The organism is Streptomyces sp. NPDC049954, assembly GCF_040656295.1.
GTDB lineage: Bacteria > Actinomycetota > Actinomycetes > Streptomycetales > Streptomycetaceae > Streptomyces.
In genome coordinates, this window is sequence record NZ_JBFALS010000011.1 from 180,385 (window position 1) to 207,230 (window position 26,846).

Below are 26,846 nucleotides of genomic sequence, written 5' to 3' on the forward strand. Positions count from 1 at the left end.
AGCCGCTGAACCGGGAGTACACCCAGGGATTGCCCAGCCTTTACCCCTGAGCGCTACGATCGCGGCACCATGAAGGTGGACATTTGTCCTACTCATGGTGCAGCCCCCATCCCCGCCGCCTCGGTGAGAAGGTAGTACGCCTATGTTCGGAAAGATCGGCGCCCCCGAGATCATCCTCATTCTCGTCGTAGTCGTCCTGCTGTTCGGCGCGAAGAAGCTTCCCGACATGGCTCGTTCGCTCGGCAAGTCGGCCCGCATCCTCAAGAGCGAGGCCAAGGCGATGAAGTCCGAGGGCAAGCAGGACGAGGCCGCGCCCGCCGACCCGCCCGCCGACCAGGTCTCGCAGCGCACCATCCAGGCTTCCCCCGGCGACGTGACCAGCTCGCGACCGGTCGCCGAGCCTTCGGACACGAGCAAGCGCTGACGCGGGGCCGGCGACGGCCGGCCCTGCCGCACGAGATGAGGACGTGGGTTGCTGAAGCCTGCCCGCACAAAAAGGGAGAAGGACCCCGAGGGGCGCATGCCGCTCGTGGATCACCTGCGTGAGCTGCGCAACCGGCTCGCGAAAGCCGTTCTGGCGATCGTGGCCGTGGCGATCCTCGCTGCCTTCTTCTACACGGACATCATCGACTTCCTCACGGGGCCGATCCTCAAGTCCGTCGGCTGCGGGGACACGTTCTCCGAGTTGGCCAAGACCAAGGAAACCCCTTGCGCCCACATCGTGCTGAGCGGGCTGCTCGCACCGTTCACCCTGGCGCTCAAGGTGTCCCTCACGGTGGGTGTGGTCGTCGCCTCGCCGATCTGGCTGTACCAGCTGTGGGGGTTCGTCGCCCCCGGCCTGCACCGGAGCGAGAAGAAGTACGCCCGGTCCTTCGTCGGTGTGGGGGTGCCGCTCTTCCTGCTGGGCGCGTTCCTCGCCTACCGGATGCTGCCCACCATGGCGCGCGTCCTGCTCGGCCTGACGCCCGCCAACGCCGAGAACCTGCTCCCGCTGGACGATCTGCTGAACCTGATCACCCGCATGGTGCTGGTCTTCGGTATCTCGTTCGAGCTGCCCCTGCTGCTGGTCATGCTCAACCTCACCGGCATCCTCACGGGCAAGAGGATGCTCAGCTGGTGGCGGGCCATGATCATGGGCATCACGGTCTTCGCCGCGGTGGCGACCCCCAGCACGGACCCGATCAGCATGCTGACCCTGGCCGCTCCGATCTGGGTGCTCTACTTCGGTGCCACCGCCTTCTCCCTGATCCACGACCGGCGCAAGGCCGTCCGCGAGGCGCAGGGGCCGGGCGACGACGAGGCCTCCGAACTGGACCTCACTCCTGAGGACATCGGGGAGATGGAGCCCGTCTCCACCCCGCGCGCCCTCCCCGAGCAGTCCGGCGGGGACCGGGACCGGATCAACGGATACGACGACGTGACCTGAGCCGGTCCCGGCTCCAGTAGGGTCGGGCCGTGACCAGCGAGATCACCCTCTTCGTCAACCCCACCGCGGGACGCGGCCGGGGCGCCCACGCGGCGCAGCCGGCCGCTTCCGCGTTCCGGGCCGCCGGCTTCCAGGTCCGTACGATCGTCGGCGCGGACGCCGAGGACGCGTTGCGCCGCGCCCGGGAGGCCGTGGCCGAAGGGACGGACGCCCTGGTCGCCGTCGGCGGCGACGGGCTCACCGCCCTCGCGCTGCGGGCGGTCGCCGGGACCCGGACCCCGCTCGGCGTCGTCGCGGTCGGCAGCGGCAACGACTTCGGGCGCTCCCTGGGGCTGCCGGTGCGCGCCCCCGCCGAGGCCGCGCGGATCGTCGCGCGCGCCCTCACGGAGGGCCGGTACCGCGAGCTGGACCTCGGCCGGATCGGCGAGCGCTGGTACGGCACCGTCCTGGCCACCGGCTTCGACTCCCGGGTCAACGACCGGGGCAACCGGATGCGGCTGCCGCTCGGCCGCTTCCGCTACGACCTCGCGATCCTCGCCGAACTGGCCGCCTTCGAGCCGGTGCGCTACCGCATGCGCCTGGACGACGGGCCGGTCCGGGAAGTGGACGCGACGCTCATAGCCGTCGGCAACAGCACCTCCTACGGGGGCGGCATGCGGATCTGCGCCGACGCCCGCCTCGACGACGGCCTCTTCGACATCACCGTCGTCGGCCCGTGCAGCCGCACCACCCTGCTGAAGGTCTTCCCGCGCGTCTACCGGGGCACCCACCTCGGCCACCCGGTGGTCACCACCCACCGCGCCGCTCGTGTCGAACTCGACGCGCCCGGTCTCACCGGCTACGCCGACGGGGAGCCGCTCGGCCCCCTGCCGCTGACCGCGCGGTGCGTCCCCGCGGCCGTACGGCTGCTCGCGCCGTAGGGGGCGTCCACCGGACAGTCGATCATGATTAATGATCGTGCTCTGTCGGTGTCGGCCGGTAGGCTCGAACGCACGATGACAGAGGATCTCTCCCCGGCGGAGCGGTACGCGGCGGCCCGTAGGCGCGCCGCGGACCAGGCCACCGCGCTCGGTGCCTTCCGCGAGATGTACGAGTTCGGTCTCGACCCCTTCCAGATCGAGGCCTGCCAGGCCCTCGAATCGGGCAAGGGCGTCCTGGTGGCGGCGCCCACCGGATCGGGCAAGACGATCGTGGGCGAGTTCGCCGTCCACCTCGCCCTGCTCCAGGGCAAGAAGTGTTTCTACACCACCCCGATCAAGGCGCTCTCCAACCAGAAGTTCGGCGACCTCGCCCAGCGCTACGGCGCGGACCGCGTCGGGCTGCTCACCGGAGACAACAGCGTCAACGCGGACGCCCCGATCGTCGTCATGACGACCGAGGTGCTGCGCAACATGCTGTACGCCGGCTCGCAGGCCCTCTCCGGTCTCGGCTACGTGGTCATGGACGAGGTGCACTACCTCTCCGACCGCTTCCGGGGCGCCGTGTGGGAGGAGGTGATCATCCATCTCCCGCCCTCGGTGACCCTCGTGTCGCTCTCCGCGACCGTGTCCAACGCCGAGGAGTTCGGCGACTGGCTGGACACCGTACGCGGGGACACCCGGGTGATCGTCTCCGAGCACCGGCCCGTCCCCCTCTTCCAGCACGTTCTCGCCGGACGGCGGATCTACGACCTCTTCGAGGAGGGCAGCGGCCGTAAACGCGCGGTCAACCCCGACCTGAGCCGCATGGCCAGGATGGAGGCCAGCCGCCCCGGATACGGCGGCGGAGGCAGGCGCAGGGGCCGGGAGGCCGACCGGGAGCGGGAGCGTCGCCAGCGCAGCCGGGTGTGGACCCCGGGCCGCCCCGAGGTCATCGACCGGCTCGACGCCGAAGGGCTGCTGCCCGCGATCACCTTCATCTTCAGCCGGGCCGCCTGCGAGGCCGCCGTCCAGCAGTGCCTGGCCGCGGGGCTGCGGCTCAACGACGAGGCGGCCCGGCTCACCGTCCGCGAGATCGTCGAGGAACGCACCTCCTCCATCCCGCCCGAGGACCTGCACGTGCTCGGGTACTTCGAGTGGCTGGAGGGCCTGGAGCGCGGCATCGCCGCCCACCACGCGGGAATGCTGCCGACCTTCAAGGAGGTCGTCGAGGAGCTGTTCGTGCGGGGCCTGGTCAAGGCCGTGTTCGCGACCGAGACCCTCGCGCTCGGCATCAACATGCCCGCCCGTTCCGTGGTCCTGGAGAAGCTCGTCAAGTGGAACGGCGAGCAGCACGCCGACATCACCCCCGGCGAGTACACCCAGCTCACCGGGCGGGCCGGCCGACGCGGCATCGACATCGAGGGCCACGCCGTCGTGCTGTGGCAGCGCGGAATGAACCCCGACCACCTCGCGGGCCTCGCCGGTACCCGCACCTACCCGCTGCGCTCCAGCTTCCGCCCCTCGTACAACATGGCGGTCAATCTCGTCCAGCAGTTCGGCAGGCACCGCTCCCGGGAGCTCCTGGAGACCTCCTTCGCGCAGTTCCAGGCCGACCGTTCCGTCGTGGGCATCTCCCGCGAGGTGCAGCGCAACGAGGAGGGGCTGGCGGGCTACCAGGAGTCCATGACCTGCCACCTCGGGGACTTCGAGGAGTACTCGCGGCTGCGCCGGCAGCTCAAGGACCGCGAGACCGAGCTGGCCAAGCAGGGCGCTGCCCAGCGCCGGGCCGCTGCCGCCGCCTCGCTGGAGAAGCTGCGGCCCGGGGACGTCATCCACGTGCCCACCGGCAAGTACGCGGGCCTCGCCCTGGTCCTCGACCCCGGGACGCCGGCCGGCCGCACCGGCGGCGGCCACCACCGCGGCTTCGAGCAGTTCGACGGGCCGCGTCCCCTCGTCCTGACCGCGGAACGCCAGGTCAAGCGGCTGGCCGGGATGGACTTCCCGGTGCCCGTCGAGGCGCTGGACCGGATGCGGGTACCCAAGTCCTTCAACGCGCGCAGTCCGCAGTCCCGCAGGGACCTCGCCTCCGCGCTGCGCACCAAGGCCGGGCACCTCGTGCCCGAGCGGCACCGCAAGGGCCGCGCGGCCGCCGCCGACGACCGCGAGATCGCCCGGCTGCGCACCGAGATCCGCGCCCACCCCTGCCACGGCTGCGCCGAACGCGAGGACCACGCCCGCTGGGCCGAGCGCTACCACCGGCTGCTGCGCGACACCCGGCAGCTGGAGCGGCGCATCGAGGGCCGGACCAACACCATCGCCCGCACCTTCGACCGGATCGTCGCCCTGCTGACCGAGCTGGACTACCTGCGCGGCAACGAGGTCACCGAGCACGGCCGGCGACTGGCCCGGCTCTACGGGGAGCTGGACCTGCTGTCCGCGGAGTGCCTGCGCGAACGGGTCTGGGAGGGGCTGAGCCCGGCCGAACTGGCCGCCTGCGTCTCCGCCCTGGTCTACGAGTCCCGCTCCGGGGACGACGCGGTCACTCCCAAGGTGCCCTCCGGCAAGGCCACCGCCGCGCTCCAGGAGATGGTGCGGATCTGGGGCCGGCTCGACGCGGTCGAGGAGGACTTCGGCATCAGCCAGACCGAGGGCGTCGGCCAGCGCGAGCCCGACCTCGGCTTCGCCTGGGCCGCGTACCGCTGGGCCTCCGGCACCGGGCTGGACGAGGTGCTGCGCGAGGCCGAGATGCCCGCCGGGGACTTCGTCCGCTGGACCAAGCAGGTCATCGACGTGCTCGGGCAGATCGCCGCCGCCGCGCCCAGCGGCGGTGACAGCACCGTCCCGAAGAACGCGCGCAAGGCGGTGGACGCCGTACTGCGCGGGGTCGTCGCCTACACCTCCGTGGGCTGAGGCGCCGCGCCGCGCGTGCGGAGAAAAGGGGCCGCCGAGAAGTAGGCGGCGGCGAGAGGGAATGCGTCCTTCCGGTTACCGGGGGGCGCATTCCCTTTTTCGTGCGCCCCCTGCCCTCAAGGGCTTCGGTGGCCGTCGGCGGGAAACTCGATTATCTGTTCGCCAAGGGGACCGAATGGGGGATGGGGGCGGTCCTGACCTGCGGACTTGCCTTCATTTTCGGCATGCGCGCGATTGTTCGAATTTCTGTGTGGCGTATAAATGGGCTCGATTCTAGGGCTTCCCGGAATCCCGAGGGTGATGCTTGCGGAATATGACACAGGGATCATTCCGTCGCACTAGGCTCGCCCGCATCGCGTCGGCTGAGGAAAGCCGTGACGCGCCCCACGTCCGTACCTGACTCCAGGGCGTGCCATCCCCCCCGTCAACTGTGCAGAGGGCCTTACATGGTGAGTGTTCAATCGCCCCCCCGGGGCCGGCCGGCCCCCCTGCTCCGCGTGTCGCTGACCGTCCTGCTTCTCGCGGTGGCCACGACGGCCGCCGCGCTGGGCGTGACCGAGTCCGCTCGTGTGCCCGTCATCTGCTGCGGCGTCCTCGCCGCCCTGCTCGCGCTGAGCCTCACCGCCGAGGTCCTGCGCGGCCACCGGGCGCAGGAGCACCTGGCGCGCGCCCACATCCAGGAGAAGGCCGCGCTGGAGCGGCGGGTCGCCGAGTACGACGCCGAGACCTACCGGATGGCCAACGAGGTCATGCCGGTCGCGCTGGAGCTGACGCTGCGCGGCCACCGGGCCACCGTCACCGAGAACAAGGTGCTGGCCGCCCAGCGCTTCGCCAATCTGCCCACCCCGCAGCGGCACATGCTGCGCGTGTTCCTCGACGCCATCGACGAGGGCGAGAACGTGCGCTCCGGCATCCGGTTCGCGTTCATCAGCACCACCCGGCGCATCCAGGCCATCGCGCACACCCTCGCCGCCGAACTGCGGGAGATGGAGGAGGACCACGGGCGCAACCCCGAGGTCTTCGACGACCTCCTGCGCATCGACCACTGCAACTCGCTGATCACCCGCTACGCCGACAACCTCGCGACCATCGGCGGCGGCCGTCCCAGCCGCCAGTGGGCCGAGCCCGTACCGCTGTTCAGCCTGCTGCGCGGATCGATGTCGCGCATCAACGACTTCCCCAGGATCGAGCTGGAGAACATCCCCGACATCCCCATCAAGGGGACCATGGTCGAGCCGATCCTCCAGGCCGCGGCCGAACTCATGGACAACGGCGCCCGCTACTCGCCGCCCGCCGCCAAGGTGCACGTCACCGCGCTGCGGGTCCGGGCCGGAATCGCCATCTCGGTGGAGGACGCGGGAGCGCCCTTCGACGAGGAGCTCCAGCAGCGCGCCATGCGCGTCTTCGCCCACTCGGCCACCGGCCGCGACCTCGGCGAGTACAAGGGGGAGCCGCGCACCGGCATGTCGGTGCTCGGCCGGCTGTGCCGCCTGTACCGCATGACCCTGGAACTGCGCTCCTCCGCCTACGGGGGGCTGCGCGCCATCCTCATGGTTCCCGAGCACATGATCGAGGGCATCGACTACGTCGCTCCCGGCCGGGCGCACGGCATCGGCGCGACCGCCGTCCCGCGCTACGACGAGAACGGCGAGCTGATCAAGGAGCGCCGGCGCAAGGGCAAGCCCGAGGGCCGTCGGCTGGCCGGGCCCCCGCTGCGCGACGCGGACGGCGAGCCCATCAGGGAAGCCGAGATGCCCACCTTCACCGAGCGGACGGCGGAGGGACTCCCGCAGCGCCGCCGCCGCAGCGAACACGTCTTCGCGCCCCAGGACGCGAGCGAGATCGACCCCTTCGCTCCGGCGCAGCGCAGTCCCTGGGAGAAGAAGACCGCCCCGGACCCCTTCGGCAGGGACGAGCCGGAGCCGGAACAGCAACTCCCCGGCCTCGCCCTGGAGGCGTTCCTGGCCGGAGTGAACGGGACCGAGCAGTCCGAGCGACAGCCCGGTACGGCCGGCCGCAGCGAAGTCGGCCGCGACGACATCGACGAGGGGGATCACCGGTGATCCAGCGCGATTTCGACTGGATGCTCAAAGAACTCTCCGACAGCCTGCCCGGGGTGCACCAGATCGTGGTGCTCTCCGCGGACGGGCTGCGGGTGGCACGGTACGGGGGGGAACCCGACGCGGCCGACCGGATCGCCGCCGCCTGCGCGGGCCTGCAGAGCCTGGCCAGCGCGGTCAGCCAGGAGATCCCGCGCAGCGACGGCACGATGCGCATGGTGATGATCGAGGTCGACGGCGGCCACTTCTACCTCATGTCGGCGGGCACCGGGGCCTATCTCGCGGTGCTCACCGACGTGCGGGCCGAGGCCGGTCTCGTCGGTCACCACATGCGCGATCTGGTGGCCCGGATCGGCCCCCACCTCGCCAGTCCGCCCCGCCGACGCGGGGCACCGAGCCTATGACCACACCCCCGCAGCGCAGACGGCGCACGCCCGAGGCCCCGGCCGAGCGGCCCGATCAGCCGCCCGACCAGGAGCAGGACTCCACGCCCGGCAGGCTCTACGCCATCACGGCCGGGCACGAGGGCGGGCGCGGCGCACTCGACCTGGTCACACTGATCGTCGCCCGGGGCACCCCGCCGCCCGCCCTGCAGCCGGAACTCGTCTCCGTACTGCAGCTGTGCGGGGCCCCGCTCTCGGTCGCCGAACTGTCGGCGTATCTGAAGCTCCCGTTCAGCGTCGTGACCGTTCTCCTGACCGAACTCCACTCGCTCGGGCTCGTCCAGGCTCGGCAGCACACCGTGCGGCCCGCCCAGCCCGACCGTTCCCTCCTCGAAGCGGTGATGCATGGACTTCAACGGCTCTGAGACCGAGACCCTCCCCGGGCCCCGGAGCGAGGACATCCTGCCCGAGACGGCCACCTCGGCCGTGAAGATCGTCATCGTCGGGGGCTTCGGGGTCGGCAAGACCACGATGGTCGGTTCGGTCAGTGAGATCAGGCCGCTGACCACCGAGGAGACGATGTCGCAGGCGAGCATCGGCGTCGACAGCCTGCGCCGGTCCACCAACAAGACGGACACGACCGTCGCGATGGACTTCGGCCGCATCAGCGTCAGCGAGCAGATGGTCCTCTACCTGTTCGGCACCCCCGGTCAGGAACGCTTCTGGTTCCTGTGGAACGGCCTGTTCGAGGGGGCGCTCGGCGGGGTCGTCCTCGTCGACACCCGGCGCCTTGAGTCGAGCTTCGACGTCATGGGCCGGCTGGAGGAGAGCGGGGTGCCGTTCGTGGTCGCCGTCAACTGCTTCCCGGGCGCACCGGAGTACACCGCGGACACGCTGCGGGCGGCCCTCGACCTGCCCGCGGCGGTCCCCATCATCATGTGCGACGCCCGCAAACGCCGCTCCAGCCGGGACGTCCTGCTGACGCTCATGCGCTACCTGTACGCGATGGCCGGCGCCTCCCACTGAGCGAGCCCGGCGCCGACGACCACCACCCGCAGCCACGAACCCGGAGCCAACCACCGTGACCACCGACCTCCCCTTCAGTACGGCGGGCGCCGGAGCACCGCCCCCCGGCTGCCCCGCCCACGACAGCTCCTTCGGGCCCGGCGGACTGCGCCGCATCCACGGGCCCGAGGCCGCGCGGGACCAGCGCGGCTTCTACGAGGCGCTGCGCCGCGAGCACGGGCCCGTCGCGCCGATCCTGCTGCACGACGACGTACCGGCCTGGCTCGTGCTCGGCCACGCCGAGAACGTCCACGTCGTCACGCACCCCGAGGAGTTCTCCGTGGACTCCCGGCACTGGGTCCCGCTCAAGGAGGGCAGGGTACGGCCCGACCACCCCATGGCGCCGATCTTCACCTGGCAGCCGGTCTGCGCCTTCGTCGAGGGCCCCGAGCACAAGCGGCTGCGCGGAGCGGTCACCGACAGCCTGGTGGGCGCCGACGGCCGGGGGGTGCGCAGGCTCATCCAGGACTCCACGATCCTGCTGGTCAACGAGTTCTGCGAGGACGGGCACGGGGACATCGTGTCCGACTTCGCCACCCGCCTGCCGATGATGGTGATGCTCGGCCTGCTCGGTCTGCCCGAGGCGTACGACGACCGGCTGGTCCAGGCGGCCCAGGACCTGATCAAGGGCACCGAGACCGCCAACGCGAGCAACGAGTACCTCATGGTGATCCTGCGCCGGCACGTGGAGCGCCGCATCGCCGAACCCGCCGAGGACTTCACCGGCCGGCTGCTGGCCCACCCCTCGGGGCTGACCGCGCAGGAGGTCGCCGAGCACCTGCGCATCGTGCTCATCGCGGCCTACGAGACCACCGCCAACCTCATCGCCAACGCGGCCCGGATCGCTCTCACCGACCGGCGGGTGCGGACCCGGCTCGGGGCCGGGCAGATGACGCTCCAGGACGCCACCGAGCAAGCCCTGTGGGACGAACCGCCGTTCAGCGCGCTGCTCGGCCGCTACGCCGTGGGCGACACCGAGCTGGGCGGTCAGCGCATCCGCAGGGGCGACGCGGTGATGCTGGGGTTCGCGGCCGCCAACACCGACCCCGCCATCCGGCCCGACCTCAAGGCGAACCTGCGGGGCAACCGCGCGCACCTCGCCTTCGGCGGCGGACCGCACGCCTGTCCCGGTGCGGACCTCGGCCGCAGCATCGCCGACCTGGGCATCGACGAGTTGTTCACCCGGCTGTCCGACGCGCAACTGGCCGTGGAACCGGAGGACCTGCGCTGGTCGGGCTCCATCCTCGCGCGCCACCTGGTCGAGGTGCCGGTCCGGTTCGCGCCCAAACCGCAGGTGGACCCGAGGACGGTGGACGCGAGCGGCGCACCCCGGCAGCCCGACGACATCGACTGGCTGCTGAGCGACGACGGCGCCTCCCTCTTCCGTCCGGCGGGCCGCTCCAGTGTGCTGCCCGAACCGGCTCCGGAGCCCGCGCCGTCGTGGGGGCTCCCGGTGCGGGGCCCGGGCCTGCTGGATCCGGCGCCGAAGCCGAAGCCGAAGCCGAAGCCGGCGCCGGAGCCGGCGCCGGAGCCGGAGCCGGCGCCGGAGCCCGGGCAGGTCCTGGCGCCGGAAGAGGAACCCGAGTTCGTGCCCGTGTCCGAACTGCTGACCGCCGAGGAGGAGCCCTCGTCCGGGGACCACCCTGCCTCGCGTACCGGGGAGTTGGGGGCATCGCCGCACGGCGCCGCCCCCTCCGTCCCGGTCGCCGAGGTGCCCCGTCCGCGTGGTGTGCTCGGCCGGCTGCGGAGCTGGTTCGGAGCGGGGTGACGGACCTCAGCCGGTGGCCTCCGCGCCGGTGGCCCACTGTTGGTGATCCGTCCAGGCGAGCAGCGTGCGCCGGCTCTCGAAAGCGCGTGCCTCACCCGTCACCGGGTCGGTGAACTCCAGTACCCGGGAGAGCAGTTGCAGCGGGCGCCGGTAGTCGTCCGGGGCGGGGTCGCGCACCTCGGGGTAGACCGGGTCGCCGAGCAGGGGCAGGCCCAGGGCGTTCATGTGCACCCGCAGCTGGTGCGTGCGGCCGGTGCGGGGCAGCAGACGGTAGCGGCCCAGGGCCCCGGTCCCGGCCGCACCGGCCCCCAACGGGCCGGTTGCCGCGCGGTGTTCCAGGAGTTCGATCTCCGTGACGGCGTTGGGCTCGCCCGGCAGCTCCCGCGCGGCGATCACCCCGCGGTCCTTGACGATGCGGCTGCGCGCGGTGTGCGGCAGCGCGAGCGCCGGATCGTGGGGCGCGACCGCCTCGTACTCCTTGTGCACCCGCCGCTCGGCGAACAGCTTCTGGTACGCGCCGCGTTCGCCCGGCTCCACGGTGAACAGCACGAGCCCGGCGGTGAGCCGGTCCAGGCGGTGGGCGGGGGAGAGATCCGGCAGGCCGAGGCGGCGGCGCAGCCGGGCCAGGGCCGTCTCGGTGATGTGGCTGCCGCGCGGTGTGGTCGCGAGGAAGTGCGGTTTGTCGGCCACCACGAGGTGCTCGTCGCGGTGCACCACTTCGATCCCGAAGGGCACGGCCGCCTCGGGGGCCCGCTCCCGGTGGAACCACACCGAGCCGCCCGGCAGGTAGGCGGTGCCCGGACCCACCGGCCGGCCGTCGGCCGTGACGACCTCGCCGCCGCGCAACATGGCCTCGACCTCGTGGGCCGGAACCGGCAGACGTTCCACGAGGTGGTCGAGGACGGTGGGCCACCGCGGCTCGGCCGGCAGCCGCAGCCGTACCGCGTCGATGCCCTCGCGCTGGGGCAGGGGCGAGGGGACTCGGCGGGACCTGCGACTCATGGGGCCAGCGTACGGGCGTGCGCGACCCCGCCCGCCCACGAGCAGGCCCGGGGCGGCCCGGCCGTGGCTCAGGCGGCCGGCTGCTGCTCCTGCTCGGACTCCACCTGGGCGTTCCACTCGCGCTTGGACGCCTGCCAGCCGTCCTCGTTGTGGCCCAGGCGCCAGTAGCCGGAGATCGACAGCCGCTCGCGCGGGATCTCGCGCTCGACCCGCAGATGGCGGCGCAGTTCCTTCACGAAGCCGGCCTCGCCGTGCACGAAGGCCTCGACGTCCGCGGAGGGGAAGTCCAGCTCGCGCACCGCCTCCACCAGAGCCTCGCCGACCGGCCGTTCGCCGCGGTGCAGCCAGGTGACGCGCACCCCGTCGGGCGCCTCGGTCTTCTGTTCCTCCTCGGGGCCGGAGACCTCCACGAAGGCGTGCACGACCGCCCCGGCCGGCATGGCCTCCAGCGCCGCGCCGATCGCGGGCAGCGCGCTCTCGTCACCGGCCAGCAGGTGCCATCCCGCCTCGGCCCGGGGCCCGTAGCCGCCGCCGGGACCGGCGAAGTGCAGCACGTCTCCGGGCCGGGCCCGCGCCGCCCAGGGGCCGGCCAGGCCCTCGTCGCCGTGGACCACGAAGTCGATGGTCAGCTCCCGGGCCCCGGCGTCCCAGTGCCGCACCGAGTACGTGCGGGTGGCGGGCCACTGCTCGCGGGGCAGCTGCGCGCGGACCGCCGCGAGGTCGAAGGGCTCGGGGTAGACGGCGCCCTCGGCGGGGAACAGCAGTTTGACGTAGTGGTCGGTGAACTCGCCCGCCGAGAAGGCGGACAGCCCCTCGCCGCCGAACACCACCCGCTGCATGTGCGGGGTGAGCCGTTCGGTGCGCAGGACCTGCGCGGAGTGCGTCGTCGGTGCCTTGCGTACCGGCCGTTCAGCCATGCGGACTCCCTGCTCGATGTACTTAGGTAACCCTAAGCTAACACCATGCGGGGCTCAGGCGGCGAGGGTGCGCAGCAAGCGGTCCAGGGAGCCCCCCAGGCCCCAGCGGTCGGCGAGTGCCATGAGCAGTTCGGCGTCGCGCGGCTCGTCGGGCAGGGCCGCCTCGAAGCCGGCCGGCACCGGCAGGTCCCGGGCGACGTGGACGACGGCCGGCGCGACCCGCAGATAGGGCCTGGCCTCGTCCAGGCGGCGGCGCTGGGCCGGGGTCAGCGCGGAGCGCGGATCGTCCACGGCCGCCATGATCCCGGCCAGGTCCCCGTGGGCGGTGAGCAGTTTCGTCGCCGTCTTCTCCCCGACACCCGGCACCCCCGGCAGTCCGTCGCTCGGGTCGCCGCGCAGGACGGCCAGATCGGCGTAGCCCGGGCCGTCCACGCCGTACTTCTCGCGCAGCAGCGCCTCGTCCGTCTCCTGGAGGCTGCCGACGCCCTTCAGGGGGTACAGGACCCGCACCCCGCGGGCGTCGTCCACCAACTGGAAGAGGTCCCGGTCGCCGGTCACGATGTCCACCGGGCCCGCCGCCCGGGTCGCGAGGGTGCCGATCACGTCGTCGGCCTCGTACTCCGGCACGCCGAGCCGGGCGATGCCGAGGGCGTCGAGCACCGCCTCGATCACCGGGACCTGCGGGCTGAGGGTGTCGGGGACCTCTTCGGTGTCCGGGCCGGACGGGCTGGTTTCGGCCACCCGGTGGGCTTTGTAGGTGGGGATCAGCTCCACCCGCCACTGGGGCCGCCAGTCCGCGTCCATGCAGGCCACCAGGGCGTCGGGGCGGTGGTCCTGAACCAGCCGGGCGATGAAGTCGAGCAGTCCGCGCACCGCGTTGACCGGCGTCCCGTCAGGGGCGCGCACCGATTCCGGGACGCCGAAGTAGGCGCGGAAGTAGAGCGAGGCGGTGTCCAGGAGCATGAGCCGGGGAGTTCGCTGCGTCACCCGCGCATCATGCCCCATGCCGCCGACAGCGCCCGTGGAACGACCCCCGGGCGCGGTGGCCGAAAGGCTCCGGGGCGGAGGCCGGGGCGGGTGTGGCGGCATAGCACACACCACAAAATCGCTCCGCGCAAGCATTTTGGCCGATGATGGGATTGTGACCTGAGTCACTCTTCTGTTTGCTTCGGTTAAGCATGGGCAGCAGCGCACCCGGAGCCGACCCGGCGCGTCTTATTCCTGATCAGCCTCGGGTGAGCGGATGAATCCGCAGCGCTCCACTGGCCCGCCCGCGGGGGTGGCGGGCCATTTTCCGTTCGACCCGAGAGGTTTATGTGGCCAGGCTGCAAGCCGAGAACCTGTTCAAGGTGTTCGGCAGACAACCCGAGGACGCGGTGCGTCGCCTCAATGAGGGCGCAGACCGCGAGCAACTCCGTGCCGAGGGCACCACTGCCGCGGTGATCGACGCCTCCTTCAGCGTGGAGGAGGGGCAGATCTTCGTCGTCATGGGGCTGTCCGGTTCCGGTAAGTCGACGCTGCTGCGCATGCTCAACGGACTGCTGGAGCCGACCGCCGGACATGTCCGTTTCGACGGTCAGGACCTGACCCAGCTGTCCGCCGCCGGGATGCGGGACGTGCGCGCCAAGAAGATCAGCATGGTCTTCCAGCACTTCGCGCTGTTCCCGCACCGCAGCGTGCTGGAGAACGCCGGCTACGGGCTGGAGGTGCAGGGCGTGCCGCGCGCCGAACGCGAGAAGCGGGCGACCGAGGCGCTCGAACTCGCGGGCCTCAAGGGATGGGAGAAGTCCTGGCCCGACGAGCTGTCCGGCGGTATGCAGCAGCGTGTCGGGCTCGCCCGCGCGCTCGCCACCGACGCCGACCTGCTCCTGATGGACGAGTCCTTCAGCGCTCTCGACCCGCTGATCCGGCGCGACATGCAGGACCAGCTCATCGAGCTCCAGAAGCGCCTGAAGAAGACCATCGTCTTCATCACCCACGACCTCAACGAGGCCATGCGCCTGGGCGACAGCATCGCCGTCATGCGCGACGGCCGGATCGTGCAGACCGGGACGGCCGAGGACATCCTCGTCACCCCGGCCAACGAGTACGTCGCCGCCTTCACCCAGGACGTGGACCGCTCCCGGGTGCTGACGGCCGGCGCCATCATGGCCGAGGTCGGCACCGCGCTCGGCGGCAAGGCCCCCGACGGCCGGGAGCTGCGCACCGCGCAGGACCTGCTGGCCGCCACCCCCGCCACGGTGCGCGACACCACGCCGATCATCGACCTGTTCGCACCCAGCTCCACCAGCCCGGTCCCCGTCGCCGTCACCGACGCCTCGGGGGACCTCGTCGGCGTCGTCCCGCGCGACCGGCTGCTCGCCGTGCTCGGCGAGCCGATGACCCCGGCCGAGAGCGACCCGGCCCCGGAGGACGCGATCGCCGACCGGGGCGAGAGCGGCGCGGGGAAGGTGATCGCCGGTGCCTAGGCTTCCGCTCGGAGACTGGGTCGACAGCATCGTCGACTGGCTCCAGACCAACCTGTCCTGGCTCTTCGACTTCGCCTCGACGGTGTCCAAGGGCATGTACGACGGCGTCAACGCCGTGCTCACCGCCCCCGAACCGCTGCTGCTCGCGGGCATCCTCGCGATCATCGCCTTCTGGCTGCGGGGGCTGACGGCGGGGGTGCTCGCCTTCGTCGGGTTCGCCCTGATCGACTCGCTGGAACTGTGGGAACCGGCGATGAACAGCTTCTCGCTGGTCATCGTCGCCACCGTGATCGCGCTGGTGATCGGGGTCCCGCTCGGTATCTGGACGGCGCGCTCCAGCAGAGCCAGCGCCGTGGTGCGGCCCGTACTGGACTTCACCCAGACGATGCCGGCGATGGTCTACCTGATCCCGGCGATCTTCTTCTTCGGCCTCGGCGTGCCCTCGGGCATCGTGGCCACGATCATCTTCGGGTTCGCCCCGGCCGTCCGCATGACCGAACTCGGCATCCGGCAGGTCGACAAGGAACTGGTCGAGGCGGCCGACGCCTTCGGGACCACCCCGCGCAACACGCTGCTGCGCGTCCAGCTCCCGCTGGCCCTGCCGACCATCATGGCCGGTGTCAACCAGGTCATCATGCTGAACCTGTCCATGGTCGTCATCGCGGGCATGGTCGGCGCCGGGGGCCTGGGCGGATCGGTCTACCAGGCCATCGGCAACGTCGACATCGGTCTCGGTTCCGAGGCGGGCGTCTCCATCGTGGTCCTCGCGATCTTCCTGGACCGCATCGTGGCCGCGCTCGGTGAGCAGATCTCCCCGATCGGCCGCCGCACCGCCGCGCGCCTGCGCGCCATGCAGGGCCTGAAGATCTGGACGTACCGTCCGCAGCCGACCGTCGCGGTCGTCGGCGTCGTCGTCCTCGCGCTCGTCGCCGGTGGCATGGGTGTGTTCGGCGGATCGGGCGACAGCAAGACCGTCGACGCGACGAACGTCGGCAAGGGCAAGACGATCAGCATGGGCTACATCCCGTGGGACGAGGGCGTCGCCTCCACCTTCCTGTGGAAGGAGATCCTGGAGCAGCGCGGGTTCAAGGTCGACGCGAAGCAGTACGAGGCCGGCGCGCTGTACACCGGGATGGCCAACGGGCAGGTCGACTTCGAGACCGACTCCTGGCTGCCCACCACGCACGCGCAGTACTGGAAGAAGTACGGCGACAAGCTGGAGGACCTCGGCTCCTGGTACGGCCCGACCTCCCTGGAGATCGCGGTGCCCTCGTACGTCAAGGGCGTCAAGACCCTGGACGACCTGAAGGGCAAGGAGTCCCAGTTCAAGAACCGGATCGTGGGCATCGAGCCCTCGGCCGGTGAGATGGGGCTGCTGAAGAACAAGGTCGTGAAGGACTACGGCCTGTCGAAGTACAAGGTCGTGGACGGTTCGACGCCGGGGATGCTGGCGGAGCTGGACCGGGCGTACAAGAAGAAGGAGCCCATCGCGGTCACCCTGTGGTCGCCGCACTGGGCGTACGACAAGTACGACCTGACCAAGCTGAAGGACACGAAGAACAGCTGGGGCAAGGGCGACACCGTCCACTCCCTGGCGCGCAAGGGCTTCTCGAAGGACAACCCCGAGGTCGGTCAGTGGCTGAAGGACTTCAAGCTCGACGAGAAGCAGCTGACCAGTCTTGAGGCGGCCATCCAGGACGCGGGCAAGGGTAAGCAGCAGGAGGCCGTGCGCACCTGGCTGAAGGACAACCCGGGCCTGGTCGACAAGCTCGCCCCGGTGCAGAGCCAGTCCGCGGACGTCGGCCACGGCGACACCGTGAGCATGGGTTACATCCCGTGGGACGAGGGCGTGGCCTCCACCTTCCTGTGGAAGGAGATCCTGGAGCGCCGCGGGTTCAAGGTCGACGCGAAGCAGTACGAGGCCGGGGCGCTGTACACCGGTATGGCGGGCGGGCAGGTCGACTTCGAGACCGACTCCTGGCTGCCGACGACCCATGCCCAGTACTGGAAGAAGTACGGGGACAGACTTGAGGACATGGGGTCCTGGTACGGCCAGACCTCCCTGGAGGTCGCGGTGCCCTCGTACGTCAAGGGCGTCAAGACCCTGGACGACCTGAAGGGCAAGGAGTCCCAGTTCAAGAACCGGATCGTCGGCATCGAGCCGGGCGCCGGTGAGATGGGGTTGCTCAAGGACAAGGTCGTGAAGGACTACGGCCTGTCCAAGTACAAGGTCGTGGACGGCTCGACGCCCGCGATGCTCGCCGAGCTCAACCGGGCGTACAAGGCGAAGGAGCCCATCGCGGTCACCCTGTGGTCGCCGCACTGGGCGTACGACAAGTACGACCTGACCAAGCTCAAGGACACCAAGGGTTCCTTCGGCAAGGGCGACGCCGTCCACACGCTGGCGCGCAAGGGCTTCTCCAAGGACCAGCCCGAGGTCGCGAAGTGGCTGAAGGACTTCAAGCTCAGCGAGAAGCAGCTGACCAGTCTTGAGGCGGCCATCCAGGACGCGGGCAAGGGCAAGCAGCAGGAGGCCGTGCGCACCTGGCTGAAGGACAACCCGGGCCTGGTCGACAAGCTCGCCCCCGTCAAGGGCGGCAGCACCGCGAAGAGCGTCTCGAAGAACTCCGACGGCAAGGACGAGCGCACCCGGCCGCTGAACGTGGCCTGGTTCCCCTGGGAAGAGGACATCGCCGCCACCTACCTCTGGAAGCACGTCCTGGAGGAGCGCGGCTACAAGATGAACCTCAAGCAGTTCGAGGTCGGCCCGATGTACGCCGCCATGGCGCGCGGGCAGCTCGACGCGCAGTTCGACGGCTGGCTGCCCTACACCCAGAAGAACTACTGGGACAAGTACGGCAGCAAGCTCACGAAGGTGGGGGAGTGGTACTCGCCGACCTCCCTGGAGATCGCCGTGCCCTCCTACGTCAAGGACGTCAAGTCCCTGGAGGACCTGAAGGGCAAGGGCGGCGAGTTCAAGGGCCGTGTGGTCGGCATCGAGCCGGGCACCGCGACCATGGACATCCTGAAGAACAAGGTGCTCCCGTCCTACGGCCTCGACAAGGAGTACAAGGTCGTCGACGGCTCCACCCCCGGCATGCTGTCCGAGCTGAAGCGGGCGTACGCCAAGAAGGAGCCGATCGCGGTCATGCTGTGGTCGCCGCACTGGGCGTACAACCAGTACGACCTGACCAAGCTCAAGGACCCCAAGGGCTCCTTCGGCAAGGGCGACCGCATCACCACCGTCGCCTCCAAGCAGTTCCCGAAGCAGTACCCGCAGCTCACCGAGTGGCTCAAGGACTTCAAGATGAGCGACACCGAGCTGTCCGGGCTGGAGAACGAACTGCACAAGTTCGGCACCGGGCACGAGGAGGACGCCGTCGACGCCTGGGTCGAGAAGCACCCGGGCATCGTCGACAAGATGGCCCCGCAGTAAGCGGCCGGGCTCTGCGGCGGTGACCTGCCGCCGGTGACCCACCCGCCCGGAAAGGGGCGGACTCCGTCAGCCGGAGTCCGCCCCTTTCGCGTGGCCGCCGTCAGTCGGCCGGGCTGACCGAGACGTTGTCGAAGGAGGCCGCCGTGCCGAAGGCCCGCACTCCGTCGGCGCCGCGCGTGTAGACGCGAGGCATGTTTCACAAGGCCGGCGCGGCACGGAATGCTGCGGCTGATGGGCGGGTTGGGCTGTCGTACGCCCGGCGGTCCCCGGTTCACTCCCAGTGGATGCGGGAGCTGTGGATGACGTTGTCGTCGGTCCAGGTGACGAGCAGGGTCTCGCCCGACTCGTCGTACTCCGGGTGCGGGGCGATGCAGTACCGCACCCCGCCGCAGGTGTCCCCCGGGCAGGTGGAGGCCACGGTGAAGGGCTCGGTCCAGGGGCCCTCCAGGGCGGGCGCGGTCATCACCATGATGTCGGTGTAACCGACGTTGGCGCCGGCCACGAACATCCAGGTGTTGTAGTGGTTGCTCCAGAACGCGTTGGACTGCCCCAGCTCGTCGTGCGAGAACAGGGCCAGATCCGCCGAGAGCTTGACGGTGCCGAGGTCCCCGCTCAGCGTGAAGCGCCTGCTGGTCCAGGACTTCTGGGACTGGTCCCAGTACTCGTAGGCCGAGACGTCCGTCGCCCGGTCGGCCGCCGCTCGTGCCAGGTACACGTGGTGGCCGAAGGACTCGGGGCCGTAGCCGTAGACGTAGACCTTGCCGTCCCGGGGATCGAGCGTGACGCCCACGTCGCCCCAGTGCGGCTCGGACGGGCCCCAGGTGGTGTCGCTCGTGCGGACCGCGAGTGCGCCGGAGTCGTCGGCGGTCACGGTCGCGACGCCCGCGCCCACCAGGCCCTGGCCGTCGCTGCCGCGGTCGTTCTTGAGGTACCAGACCAGCCCGCGACCGGGGGCGTACTCGACGACGTTGGTGCCGCCCATGCCGTAGCGGCTCAGCCCCCCGGCATCGTTCTCGGCGTCGTTGAGGGGGATCCACTCGTCGGGGTTGCCCGAGTCGTCGAGGCGGTGGTGCACGCGCAGCGGGTCGTCCTTGTCGCCCAGGGCGACGCTGTCGGAGGCGGTCAGGGCCCAGCCTCCGGTGCCGTCGGGCACGAGGGTGTCCCCGTACGTCCACACGGACCGGCCGCTCACCACACCGGAGAAGCCGAGGTCCAGGGCGAGGTCACGACCGTAGTTCTGCGGTCCCAGGTACTCCGTACCGGCTGCCTTCGGCGGGAGGGTCCCCGGGCCCGTCGACTGTCCCGGGGCCGGGTAGACGAAAACCCCGGCGGCGGCTCGTGGGGCCGTGTCCCCTTCGGCTTCGGCCGCCTGGGCGGAGCGGGGCCACAGGCTCGCCGCGGCCGGGACTGCCGCCGCCCCGGCCGCGAGACCGAGGAAGCGGCGCCGGTGCATGGACGTCATGGTGAGGTCCTTCCTGGAGGTGGGGGTGGTGCAGGAAGACGGCAGGGGTGGTGCGCGGAGCTGCCGGGACGGCCCGGGAGGTGGCAGGGAAGTCCTGGCGGAAGGCGGCCGGGCGCGGACCCGGCTCGCGAACCCACGGCCGGCGGTCCGGACCTGCCGGGCGCGTGCGAGTGGCGGGTCCGGTGTCCGGTGGGGGAGAGCCTTCCCGGAGCCGGGGGAGGCCGGGCAGGCTTTTTTGAACCGGTTGAAATCCCGGCGCGGCCCAGTGTTACGGCGGTGTCTCTCCGGTGTCAACAGACCGGGCAGGCTTATCGGGTCTGCAACGGGCTTGTGCAGCGCCGGAGTTGAAGGAGCATGCGCAGAGGGCGCGGCCCCGTCCGGGTCGGCGCCGTGTGCGCGCTCAGAGTTCCGGGGCGGGCCCCGCCGATCGGCCCGCCTCCAGCCGTGAGGCCGGTAGGCTGTGCACCGGGGGGCGTTGGCCGTCGACCACGTGGAGCAGGGCCTCCGCCGAGCGTCGGCCCCAGGCGACGACATCGTGCACGACCCCGGTCAGGGAGGGGTGCGCGAGATCGCCCAACTGGCTGCGGTCCAGGCTGAGTACGGACAGGTCCTCCGGGACGCGCAGACCAGCGTCCCGGGCCACGCCGATGCCCGCCCCCGCCATCAGGTCGTTGTCGTAGACGATCGCGGTGGGCGGCTGCGGCAGGTCCAGCAGACGGCTCGTGGCCCGGTGACCACTCATCGCCGTGAAATCGCCCCGGACCCGCCCGTACGGGGTGAGGTCCAGCTCGCGCACGGCCCGGTCGAAGGCCCGGGCGCGGTGGCGGCTGTGGACGTACTGACCCGAGCCCCCGACGTGGGCGATCCGCCGGTGGCCCAGCGCGACCAGGTGGCGCACCGCCTCCCGCACCCCCGCCTCGTCGTCCGGACTCACCGAGGGCAGCGCGCAGGTGCCCACCGGCCTGCCGACCGCGACGGCGGGCAACCCCAGTTGGCCGACCAGCCCGAAGCGGGCGTCCTTCGGGCGCAGATCGGTCAACAGGACCCCGTCGGCGCGGTGATGGGCCATGAAGCGGTAGGCGTCCTCCTCCTCGCCCGGGGCGTCCCCGATGATCCGCAGGACCAGGGCGTACTCGCGGTGGCGCAGGGCCACCTCGACCCCCGCGACGAAGCGCGAGAAGAACGGGTCGAGGGCGAAGACCTCCGGATCGCGGGAGATGACCAGGCCGATCGCGGAGGTGCGGGCCATGGACAGCCCGCGCGCCTGGGGGGAGGGCCGCCAGCCCAGTTGCCTGGCCGCCTCCATGACGCGCTCCCGCGTGAGCTGGGCCGGCCCGGGGCGCCCGGAGAGGATGAGGGAGACGGTCGCCTTGGAGACACCGGCGCGCTGCGCGACGTCGTTGATCGTCACCGCCGAACGGCTCCGGCGAGCACCTCCCTCGGACATCGGGCCTCCCTGAGCGGAAAAATCTCTTCGGTACCGGGCGTTGACAGCCCTCCCGGCGGTGGTTCAGATTAGCACCGCACGTTATTGAACCGGTTTAATAAAGCCAGGAGTTGACGATGCGTTCAGCTGTCCGGCCTCACTCCTCGGGAGTCAGGGGTCTCGCCCTGGTGGCCGCCTCGGTCGCCGCACTGCTCGCCCTCCCGTCGGCCCCCGCCCTCGCGGCCGGCCCCCGCGAGGCGGCCGCCCCCTCCCCGGCCGCGCACGGGCAGGCCCCGGACGGGGCGCGCGTGGTCTCCGCGGTGCAGGTGGGGGAACGCCAGACGGATCTCACCATCGACTCCCCCGCGCTGCGTGGCACCGCCAAAGTGCGGCTGCTGACCCCCGAGGGCTGGGAGCGGCGCACCCCCGGGCAGCGCTGGCCGACCCTGTGGCTGCTGCACGGGTGCTGCAACGACTACACGAGCTGGACGAAGGACCTGGACGTCGCCTCGGTGGCCCAATTGCGCCACGTACTGGTCGTGATGCCCGAGGCCGGGGCCGCCGGGTTCTACAGCGACTGGCGTCAACTGCCCGGTGCCCAGGCGCCCGCCTGGGAGAGCTTCCACCTGCGCGAAGTGCTGCCGCTGCTCCGGGAGGGCTACGGGGCCGGCTCGCGGCAGGCGGTCGCCGGTCTGTCCATGGGCGGCTTCGGCGCGCTCTCCTACACCGCCCGGCATCCCGGCCTGTTCCGGTCCGCCGCCTCCTACAGCGGGGTGACCGACACGCTGCGCACCCCCGCCGACAGTGACTTCGTGCAGGGGCTGGTCACCTCGGCCGGTGCCGCGCCCGAAGCCCTGTGGGGCGACCCGGACCGGGACCGGAAGGTGTGGGCGGCCCACAACCCCGCCGATCTCGCCCCCGCCCTGGCCGGCACCCCGCTGTTCGTCTCCAGCGGCGACGGGACGGCCGGCCCCTACGACACCCCCGGGACCACCGACGCGACCGAGCGCCTGCTGCACGAGGAGAACGTCTCCCTCCTGGCCGCCCTGCGCACCGCCCACGCCCGGCACCTGCACGCCGACCTCTACGGCCCCGGCACCCACACCAACCCTTACTGGCGCAGGGAGTTCCTGCGCTCCCTGCCGATGCTCCTGACCTCCGTGGGCGTCCCGGCCCACGGCTGAACGGCTCCCCGTCCGGACGCCGGGAACGCACACGGCGCCGCTCCGGCCGGCACACGCCGCCCACCACGTACCACGTACCACGAGGCACCCTTCCGTACCCGCACCCGCACCGTTCTCCTCCGGAGGAAAGCCCATGTCCCACCAGCAGCCCACCGGCTTCTCCCGTCGTCGGCTCATGGCCGGCGCGGCCGCCGGTACCGCTCTCGCCGTCACCGGTCAGCTGGCCGCTTCCGCCACGGCCGAGGCCGCCGCCCCCGCAGGCGGCCACGCCACCGGCGACGCCCCTCGTCAAGTGGCGGGCCGCAAGGGGCTGTTCCTCCCGAAGAACCCGCCGACCCGGGCCGTCCTCGTGTACGACGTCAGCCAGGACATCGCGGCCCAGGACTGGGAGGCCAAGGAGGCGCTGCTCGCGAGCGTCGCGCTCCAGGGCCTGATCAACCGGACCGGTTCGGTCAAGGTGTACTTCACGCACACCCCGCAGGAGCACTACTGGAAGCCCTTCGCCGCCGATGTCGCGGCGCTGGAGGACGGCCTGATCCCGGCCGGGCACAGCACGCCCCGGCTGGACCGCTCCAAGAAGTACCCGGTGCTCAGCCACCTGGCCGCCACCTACCTGAACGGTCACACCAAGGGAGCGGTCCGCTACCCCGCCCTGTCGGACAAAGTGGTCGACGGGGCCGTGACCGCCGCCGTGACCGCCGCGGGCCAGCTCGACCTGGTGCCGCTGTCTCCGGCCGTCGAGGCGTACCTGAAGGCCGAAGGGCACCGGATCACGGTCCGCGAGGACACCACCACGCTCTCTGACAACGTTGTCGCCTACCACTGGGCGAAGGACCGGTTCCTGGGCGAGCACACCAACCGCTCCTTCGTCGGGCAGCACTCCTTCACCGCCTTCGGCGGCGGCGTCGACGACCAGGTCCCGGTGCTGTACGACTACTTCGTCTCGCACCGCGCCTTCGTCTTCAGCCTCGACGCCAACGACCCCGAGCAGGCCGCGCTCATCCCCGACCTCCTCAACCCCGGCAACTTCCCCGTGGGCACCCCGGTGATCGGGCTGCCGGTCGACGAGGGCGCCGGTCTGCGGGCGATGCAGGAGGCCGGTTACTTCTTCACCATCGCCAACACCCCCAACACCACGGTGACCAGCTCCTTCGAGGCCCGTCCCGCGCCGGTGCCCGCCGCCCGGCCGGCGAAGCCGCGCACGGACGGCGTCTACGTGGCCTTCTACGCCACCGACGGCGACTCGGTGGGCTTCTCCACCAACTACCACTACGAGTGGTGGCGCAAGGCGGGGAAGAACCCCGTGCCGATCGCCTGGTCCTTCAACCCCCAGCTCGTCGACCTCTACCCGACCATGCTGCGCTGGCGCAGCCGGCACAACGCGGGCGGCGCCTACGAGCTCGTCGCCGACTTCAACGACGGCGGCGCCCCCGTGCCGCAGGACGCGCGCACGGCCTGGTCGGACCGGTTCCGGGCGTACCTCGACGAGGCGGGTTCCGCGCTGCGCACCGTCAACTACTTCTACCTGGAGGGCACCGAGGGCGGGGACCAGGTGAGCGAGGCCGTCGGCCGCGACCTGGTGCTGCGCAAGTACTGCGGTGTCGTGCCCGGCGACGCGAGGACCGGCGCGTACACCCTGCGCGACGGAGCGCTCCTGACCATCGACCTCCAGGGCAGGACCCAGGCGGACGCGACCGTCGAGAACATCGAGGCCGCGGTGCGCGAGGCCGTGGCGGCGACCCCCGAGGGGGAGCCCTGCTTCGCCGCCGTGTGCGTGGGGGACGGGCGGTTCCAGGACATCCCCGCCAACGTCGCCACCGTGGCCGAGGCCTTGCTCGCCCAGCCGGACGGCCGGCACGTCGAGTTCGTCACCCCCTCCGTCCTGGCCGCCACCTGGCGCGCCCACCACGACCGGGACTGATCGGCCCGGCCCGGGCGTCACGTGACCCCACCACTTCCCGGGCGCCTCGGCGAGAGGCGCCCCGTACCCACGGCACCACAGCGAGGTTCGATGCACCCCAGTCAGCCCACGGCCCCCACCGGGCCCTTCGCCCTGCGCCGGCTCGGCGTCCTGATGCGTCCCGAACCGGGCCTCGCCCAGGAGGAGTGGGGGGTGCTCAACCCCGGGGCCGCCCGCGGCCCGGACGGGACGCTCCACTTGTTCCCCCGGCTGGTCGCGGCCGGCAACCGGTCCGCCATCGGCCGGGCCGTCGTCGTCCACGACGCGTCGGGCGATCCGGTCTCCGTGCGGCGCCTCGGCCTCGCCCTGTCCCCGCAGGAGGAGTGGGAGCGCAGTGGGGACCGTCTCGCCGGGGTGGAGGACCCCCGGGTGACCCGGCTCGCGGAGGCCGGGCTCTGGGTCATGACGTACACCGCGCTCGGGCCCTTCGGCCCGCGCGCCGCCCTCGCGGTCTCCACCGATCTGGAGAGCTGGCGGCGCCTGGGCCCGGTCTCCTTCCGCTACGAGCCCGAACTCGGCGCCGACTTCAACCTGTACCCCAACAAGGACCTCGCGTTCTTCCCCGAACCGGTGACCGCGCCGGACGGCAGCCGCTGCTTCGCCATGCTGCACCGCCCGTTCTACGACCTGTGGTCGGTCGTACCGCAGGCGCCCACCGTCCTGCCCCGGGGGATCACCGACGACCGGCCGTCGATCTGGGTGTCCTACGTGCCGGTCGAGGAGGTGCTCGCCGACCCGCGCTGCCTCGCGCGGCTCGGTCAGCACCGCGTCGTGGCCCACCCGCTCCACGACTGGGAGCGGACGAAGATCGGCGCGGGCCCCGCCCCGCTGCGGGTGCCCGAGGGCTGGCTCCTGGTCCACCACGGGGTGACCGGCCCCAAGAGCTACGACTGGCCCCAGCCGGGCGTCTGTTACCGGGCGGGGGCGATGCTGCTGGACGCGCGGGACGTCACCCGGGTCCTGTGGCGCTCCCCGGTCCCGCTCCTGGAGCCGGAGGAGCCGGAGGAGACCGAGGGCATCGTGCCCCGGGTGGTCTTCCCCACCGCCCTCGACGAGCGGCCCGACGGCGAGGTCGACGTCTTCTACGGAATGGCCGACGACAAGATCGGCGTCGCGCGGCTGTCCCGTACGACCGCGCCGCTGCCCACGGAGGTGCGGCCGTGACCCGGCGCCCCGGGACCGCTCGCCGGCTCCTGTTCCCCCTGCTCGCGACGGCCCTCGCCCTGGGCGGTCTCACCGCCTGCGGCTCCTCCACCGGAGCGACCGTCACCTCCGGACTGACCTCCCGCGGGCCGGTCACCGTATGGGCCGGACCGCTGCCCAGCGAGGTGAGCTGGACGCAGAAGGTGGCCGCGCGGTGGAACCGCGCCCATCCCCGGGAGAAGGTCACGGTCACCGCGCTGCCCGCGAGCCGGTCCACGGAGGAGGTGCTGACCGCCGCCATCACCGCGGGCAACACCGCCTGCCTGGTCAACAACACCTCGCCCGCGGCCGTACCGGACTTCCGCAGGATGGGCGGACTGGTCCCGCTCGACTCGTTCCCGGGCGCCGCCGACGCGATCGAGAAGCGGGTGGGCGCCGGGGCCGCGCAGTACCGCTCGCAGGACGGCCACTACTACCAGTTCCCGTGGAAACAGAACCCGGCGATGCTCTACTACAACAAGAAGGTCTTCCGGGACGCCGGACTGGACCCGGACGATCCCGGCCTCGAAACCTGGGACGGCTTCCTCAAGGCCGCGCGGGCGGTGCGCGAGGCCGGGGCCGCCCAGGCGGCCGTGTGGCCGCCGCCCACCGGGGAGTGGTACAACGCCTGGTTCGACTTCTACGCCTTCTCCACCGCGCAGACCGGGCAGCGGCTCGTCGAGCACGGCACACCCACCTTCACCTCGAAGGACGGGCTCGCGGTCGCCGGACTCTGGCGCGAGCTGTACGCCGAGAAGCTCGCCCCCGTCGAGGGCTACCCGGGCAGCGACGCCTTCGCCGACGGCAAGGCCGCCATGGCGGTGTGGGGCAGCGACCTGCTGCCCTCCTACCGGAGCGCGAAACTCGACTACGGCGTGGTGCCGGTACCCACCCGGGACGGCAGTGTCCTGGGCCGGACCCCGAGCTTCAGCAACGAGAAGTCCTGGGGCCTGTTCAGCGCGTGCCGCAACAAGGCGACCGCCTGGTCCTTCCTCGACTGGGCCACCTCGCCCGCCCACGACGAACAACTCCTGGAGGAGACCGGGGAACTGCCGGTGCGCGCGGGGCTCGGCGAGCGGTACGCCGCGTTCTTCACCCGGCACCCGGAGCTGAAGCCCTTCGCCGAACAGGCCCGGCACACCGTAGAGGTGCCCGACGTCGTCGCGGGCGTCGACGTGTGGACGGCGTTCCGCGCGGCCTGGCAGACGTCCGTGGTCTTCCGCAAGACCTCCGTGGAGTCCGCGTTCCGCAAGGCCGCGGACCAGGTCGGGGAGATCACCGGCCCATGACCACCGCAC

At 71.5% G+C, this 26,846-nt stretch carries 20 protein-coding genes; 15 read left to right on the forward strand and 5 right to left on the reverse strand.

Translation table 11 applies throughout. From position 1 onward, the window contains the following. Positions 1-142: 142 nt before the first annotated feature. From tatA to AB0J21_RS25140, 9 genes are all read left to right on the forward strand, one after another. Positions 143-424, forward strand: a complete 282-nt coding sequence (tatA, locus tag AB0J21_RS25100; protein ID WP_363148343.1) for a Sec-independent protein translocase subunit TatA — start codon at positions 143-145, stop codon at positions 422-424. A gap of 48 nt (positions 425-472) precedes the next feature. Further along, positions 473-1,426 carry a twin-arginine translocase subunit TatC gene (gene tatC, locus AB0J21_RS25105; RefSeq protein WP_363148344.1) on the forward strand — a complete coding sequence of 318 codons (954 nt, stop codon included), beginning with the start codon at positions 473-475 and terminating at the stop codon, positions 1,424-1,426. 29 nt (positions 1,427-1,455) lie between these two features. Further along, positions 1,456-2,346, forward strand: coding sequence for a diacylglycerol kinase (locus tag AB0J21_RS25110; RefSeq protein WP_363148345.1), 891 nt, complete (start codon positions 1,456-1,458; stop codon positions 2,344-2,346). Between the two features lie 75 nt (positions 2,347-2,421). Then, complete coding sequence (locus AB0J21_RS25115; protein WP_363148346.1) at positions 2,422-5,235, forward strand: DEAD/DEAH box helicase; 2,814 nt, start codon at positions 2,422-2,424, stop codon at positions 5,233-5,235. 497 nt (positions 5,236-5,732) lie between these two features. Then, positions 5,733-7,298: an ATP-binding protein gene (locus AB0J21_RS25120; protein WP_363148347.1), complete on the forward strand. Its 1,566-nt coding sequence runs from the start codon at positions 5,733-5,735 to the stop codon at positions 7,296-7,298. Next, on the forward strand, positions 7,295-7,699 hold the full coding sequence (locus AB0J21_RS25125) for a roadblock/LC7 domain-containing protein (RefSeq protein ID WP_363148348.1): 405 nt from the start codon (positions 7,295-7,297) through the stop codon (positions 7,697-7,699). The genes AB0J21_RS25120 and AB0J21_RS25125 overlap by 4 nt, the downstream gene beginning before the upstream one ends. Next, positions 7,696-8,103 (forward strand): DUF742 domain-containing protein, encoded by a 408-nt coding sequence (locus AB0J21_RS25130; protein ID WP_363148349.1) that lies wholly within the window; start codon positions 7,696-7,698, stop codon positions 8,101-8,103. Before AB0J21_RS25125 ends, AB0J21_RS25130 begins: the two co-directional genes overlap by 4 nt. Then, a complete protein-coding gene (locus AB0J21_RS25135) occupies positions 8,084-8,704 on the forward strand; it encodes an ATP/GTP-binding protein (RefSeq protein WP_363148350.1) in 621 nt (206 codons plus the stop codon). Before AB0J21_RS25130 ends, AB0J21_RS25135 begins: the two co-directional genes overlap by 20 nt. A 55-nt stretch (positions 8,705-8,759) precedes the next feature. Further along, positions 8,760-10,511, forward strand: coding sequence for a cytochrome P450 (locus AB0J21_RS25140; RefSeq protein WP_363148351.1), 1,752 nt, complete (start codon positions 8,760-8,762; stop codon positions 10,509-10,511). Positions 10,512-10,517: 6 nt separating this feature from the next. Here AB0J21_RS25140 and AB0J21_RS25145 read toward each other — a convergent pair whose 3' ends face one another. The 3 genes from AB0J21_RS25145 to AB0J21_RS25155 all read right to left on the reverse strand — a co-directional run bounded on the left by AB0J21_RS25145 (position 10,518) and on the right by AB0J21_RS25155 (position 13,393). Next, positions 10,518-11,513: a pseudouridine synthase gene (locus AB0J21_RS25145; protein ID WP_363148352.1), complete on the reverse strand. Its 996-nt coding sequence runs from the start codon at positions 11,511-11,513 to the stop codon at positions 10,518-10,520. A 68-nt stretch (positions 11,514-11,581) separates the two neighbouring features. Next, complete coding sequence (locus tag AB0J21_RS25150) at positions 11,582-12,430, reverse strand: siderophore-interacting protein (RefSeq protein ID WP_363148353.1); 849 nt, start codon at positions 12,428-12,430, stop codon at positions 11,582-11,584. Between the two features lie 54 nt (positions 12,431-12,484). Further along, positions 12,485-13,393: a 5'-3' exonuclease gene (locus AB0J21_RS25155; protein ID WP_363148390.1), complete on the reverse strand. Its 909-nt coding sequence runs from the start codon at positions 13,391-13,393 to the stop codon at positions 12,485-12,487. Positions 13,394-13,746: 353 nt separating this feature from the next. Here AB0J21_RS25155 and AB0J21_RS25160 point away from each other — a divergent pair, with 353 nt between their 5' ends. Together AB0J21_RS25160 and AB0J21_RS25165 are read left to right on the forward strand one after the other, a co-directional pair. Beyond that, positions 13,747-14,898 (forward strand): glycine betaine/L-proline ABC transporter ATP-binding protein, encoded by a 1,152-nt coding sequence (locus tag AB0J21_RS25160; RefSeq protein WP_363148354.1) that lies wholly within the window; start codon positions 13,747-13,749, stop codon positions 14,896-14,898. Beyond that, positions 14,891-18,334 carry an ABC transporter permease/substrate binding protein gene (locus tag AB0J21_RS25165; protein WP_363148355.1) on the forward strand — a complete coding sequence of 1,148 codons (3,444 nt, stop codon included), beginning with the start codon at positions 14,891-14,893 and terminating at the stop codon, positions 18,332-18,334. Before AB0J21_RS25160 ends, AB0J21_RS25165 begins: the two co-directional genes overlap by 8 nt. A 271-nt stretch (positions 18,335-18,605) precedes the next feature. Here the strand turns inward: AB0J21_RS25165 and AB0J21_RS25170 are convergent, their stop codons facing one another. Together AB0J21_RS25170 and AB0J21_RS25175 are read right to left on the reverse strand one after the other, a co-directional pair. Next, positions 18,606-19,796 carry a DUF4185 domain-containing protein gene (locus tag AB0J21_RS25170; RefSeq protein ID WP_363148356.1) on the reverse strand — a complete coding sequence of 397 codons (1,191 nt, stop codon included), beginning with the start codon at positions 19,794-19,796 and terminating at the stop codon, positions 18,606-18,608. Positions 19,797-20,196: 400 nt separating this feature from the next. Continuing rightward, a complete protein-coding gene (locus AB0J21_RS25175) occupies positions 20,197-21,207 on the reverse strand; it encodes a LacI family DNA-binding transcriptional regulator (RefSeq protein ID WP_363148357.1) in 1,011 nt (336 codons plus the stop codon). Between the two features lie 152 nt (positions 21,208-21,359). Between AB0J21_RS25175 and AB0J21_RS25180 the strand changes: the two genes are divergently transcribed. The 4 genes from AB0J21_RS25180 (at position 21,360) to AB0J21_RS25195 (ending at position 26,837) form a co-directional block, all read left to right on the forward strand. Then, positions 21,360-22,406: an alpha/beta hydrolase family protein gene (locus AB0J21_RS25180; protein WP_363148358.1), complete on the forward strand. Its 1,047-nt coding sequence runs from the start codon at positions 21,360-21,362 to the stop codon at positions 22,404-22,406. A gap of 133 nt (positions 22,407-22,539) precedes the next feature. Then, a complete protein-coding gene (locus AB0J21_RS25185) occupies positions 22,540-24,327 on the forward strand; it encodes a hypothetical protein (protein ID WP_363148359.1) in 1,788 nt (595 codons plus the stop codon). 90 nt (positions 24,328-24,417) lie between these two features. Continuing rightward, the gene (locus tag AB0J21_RS25190; protein ID WP_363148360.1) at positions 24,418-25,530 is read left to right on the forward strand and encodes a glycosidase; all 1,113 of its coding nucleotides are present in this window, start codon (positions 24,418-24,420) and stop codon (positions 25,528-25,530) included. After that, positions 25,527-26,837, forward strand: coding sequence for a sugar ABC transporter substrate-binding protein (locus AB0J21_RS25195; protein WP_363148361.1), 1,311 nt, complete (start codon positions 25,527-25,529; stop codon positions 26,835-26,837). Before AB0J21_RS25190 ends, AB0J21_RS25195 begins: the two co-directional genes overlap by 4 nt. The last annotated feature ends 9 nt before the right edge of the window (positions 26,838-26,846 follow it).

Coding starts and splice junctions, on each gene's coding strand:
- AB0J21_RS25135 (WP_363148350.1), top strand. CDS start 8,084: ATGGACTTCAACGGCTCTGAGACCGAGACCCTCCCCGGGCCCCGGAGC.
- AB0J21_RS25145 (WP_363148352.1), bottom strand. CDS start 11,513: ATGAGTCGCAGGTCCCGCCGAGTCCCCTCGCCCCTGCCCCAGCGCGAG.
- tatA (WP_363148343.1), top strand. CDS start 143: ATGTTCGGAAAGATCGGCGCCCCCGAGATCATCCTCATTCTCGTCGTA.
- AB0J21_RS25180 (WP_363148358.1), top strand. CDS start 21,360: ATGCGTTCAGCTGTCCGGCCTCACTCCTCGGGAGTCAGGGGTCTCGCC.
- AB0J21_RS25170 (WP_363148356.1), bottom strand. CDS start 19,796: ATGACGTCCATGCACCGGCGCCGCTTCCTCGGTCTCGCGGCCGGGGCG.
- AB0J21_RS25190 (WP_363148360.1), top strand. CDS start 24,418: ATGCACCCCAGTCAGCCCACGGCCCCCACCGGGCCCTTCGCCCTGCGC.
- AB0J21_RS25150 (WP_363148353.1), bottom strand. CDS start 12,430: ATGGCTGAACGGCCGGTACGCAAGGCACCGACGACGCACTCCGCGCAG.
- AB0J21_RS25115 (WP_363148346.1), top strand. CDS start 2,422: ATGACAGAGGATCTCTCCCCGGCGGAGCGGTACGCGGCGGCCCGTAGG.
- AB0J21_RS25185 (WP_363148359.1), top strand. CDS start 22,540: ATGTCCCACCAGCAGCCCACCGGCTTCTCCCGTCGTCGGCTCATGGCC.
- AB0J21_RS25130 (WP_363148349.1), top strand. CDS start 7,696: ATGACCACACCCCCGCAGCGCAGACGGCGCACGCCCGAGGCCCCGGCC.
- AB0J21_RS25155 (WP_363148390.1), bottom strand. CDS start 13,393: ATGCTCCTGGACACCGCCTCGCTCTACTTCCGCGCCTACTTCGGCGTC.